2 protein-coding genes are annotated in these 590 nt (G+C 57.5%); both read left to right on the forward strand.

Annotated elements, in window-relative coordinates; translation table 11 throughout:
- Positions 1-134: IS3 family transposase (locus AC1DXV_RS35195; RefSeq protein WP_477865820.1), on the forward strand; the 134-nt coding region annotated here is incomplete at its 5' end.
- A gap of 47 nt (positions 135-181) precedes the next feature.
- Positions 182-590: hypothetical protein (locus AC1DXV_RS35200; protein WP_477938127.1), on the forward strand; the 409-nt coding region annotated here is incomplete at its 3' end.

The following is a 590-nucleotide window of genomic DNA, read 5'->3' on the forward strand; positions in this document are numbered from 1 at the left end:
GGGCCGCCAAGGACGAGGTCATCGACTGGCTGGCGTTCTACAACCACCGCCGGCTTCACTCGACGCTCGGCTACGTCAGTCCAATGCAATTCGAACGGGCTTGGCTCGCTGCCCAGGAAAAGCGAGCCGCGTAATGCCCTCGGCTATGGGATGCGAGATCCGAGGGCAAGGTCAAACCTTCATGGGCAGTGCTGTCCATTGGGACGGATTGCTTCGAGACAAGAAGAGCAAGTTAGTCATCATCCGGCGAGAACCCGACTCGACCCCACGATACCTTCAAGGGCACTTCTATCTGGACTTCAGTGATGACGCGGAGTACCCAAAGCGGATGGAGGAGCTCCTTGACCTACTGCGAGGCAAGTCTGTCGCCGAACGCCCAAAGAAGAGCCGGAGCTTGACAATGCCATCGGAGAGTTCCTATGAGTTCACTCGTGTCGAGGAACTGATCCGCGTGAACCATCCAAACCGCAGGGCGATCGTGAACGCAGTCGATGGGACCGACTTCGCTGGTGCAAAACGTATCAAGTACGAGCTCTGGGAGACCAAGTCCCCCGCATTGAACTACTTCCTGGCGCTGCACGCCAATATCA

Source organism: Rhizobacter sp. P3_C12 (genome assembly GCF_056402735.1).